The sequence below is a fragment of the uncultured Campylobacter sp. genome (assembly GCF_938045225.1).
Classification (GTDB): domain Bacteria; phylum Campylobacterota; class Campylobacteria; order Campylobacterales; family Campylobacteraceae; genus Campylobacter_A.
Genome location: NZ_CALINL010000288.1, coordinates 1 through 1,078, shown reverse-complemented (window position 1 = coordinate 1,078; position 1,078 = coordinate 1). Strand labels below are relative to the sequence as shown.

The following is a 1,078-nucleotide window of genomic DNA, read 5'->3' as shown; positions in this document are numbered from 1 at the left end:
CGCAGAGCGATGATAACGTATCCTCTTATGCGCGGTATGAGCAAGGAGATAACCGACCGGCAGAAGTCAAATTTGACCGAAAGAGCGGTCAAATTTAAGCTAAATTTGACGAGTTCTCAATCCTCGTCGGTCAAATTTTGCGCCCCAGAGGCGAAAAACGTATCGCTGTGGATGTTTTCAAAAGCAGCCTTTAGCGAGACGAAAAGCTTTGGATTTTGCTTTTCTAAATTTGCCAAAAGCTCCTTAGTTTCGGCTCTAGCGTGAGGCATCTTGATATCAAATCGCATCGCCGGACACGCCTCGTCGCCGATAACCGTAAGCCCGTTTCGCACGGCGTTTTCGCGTAGCTGTCTTTCGCGCACGAATATAAACGGCCTGATAACCTCGATCCCGTTTGCCGCGATATATTTGGGAGCAAGCGTTCGTAGCGCGCCGTTATAAGTAAAATTCATAAAAAAGCTCTCGACCGCGTCGTCGAGGTGGTGGGCGATGGCGAGCTTGTTAAAGCCATGCTCGAGCGCGTATGTGTAGAGATAGCCGCGCCTCATACGCGAGAAAAAGCTGCAAAAGCTGGAGTTTTTGCGGATCTTGTCCTTGGATATCTCAAAGATCGAGCTGTCGATCACGTCGTGCTCGATGCCGTGCTCGGCGCAGTGGCGCGTGAGGTATGCGTAATCCTCGCCCATGCCGTAGCTTAGCGTCACGGCCTTAAACTCAAATTTTTCAGGCGTGACGTTTTGCATATGTTTTAGTACGTGCGCGAGCGCGAGGCTGTCCTTGCCACCGCTAAGACCGAGCAAAATTTTATCCCCGCCGCGCACCATGCGATATCTGGCGTTGGTCTGCCCGACCTGGCGCAGCAGCCGCTTGCTAAGCTCTATCATAGCCGCTCGATCATCGCGAGCATAAACTGCGCGCTGACGTTTGCCGAGTCTTGTAAAAATTTATCGAAGTCAAACTCCGCGCTACCGCCCGCCTCGTCGCTGATGGCGCGAAGCACGAAAAACGGCACGCCAAGACTCTCGCAAACTAGCGCCACGCTGGCGCCCTCCATCTCAGCCGCATCGGCTTTGAAGGT

At 52.8% G+C, this 1,078-nt stretch carries 1 protein-coding gene and 1 pseudogene; both read right to left on the bottom strand.

Annotated elements, in window-relative coordinates:
• Nucleotides 1–116: 116 nt before the first annotated feature.
• Nucleotides 117–884 carry an ATP-binding protein gene (locus Q0200_RS10520; RefSeq protein WP_297940999.1) on the bottom strand — a complete coding sequence of 256 codons (768 nt, stop codon included), beginning with the start codon at nt 882–884 and terminating at the stop codon, nt 117–119.
• Nucleotides 881–1,078, bottom strand: a pseudogene (locus tag Q0200_RS10515) (5'-methylthioadenosine/adenosylhomocysteine nucleosidase); the annotation flags it as partial. The pseudogene Q0200_RS10515 and the gene Q0200_RS10520, both read right to left, overlap by 4 nt.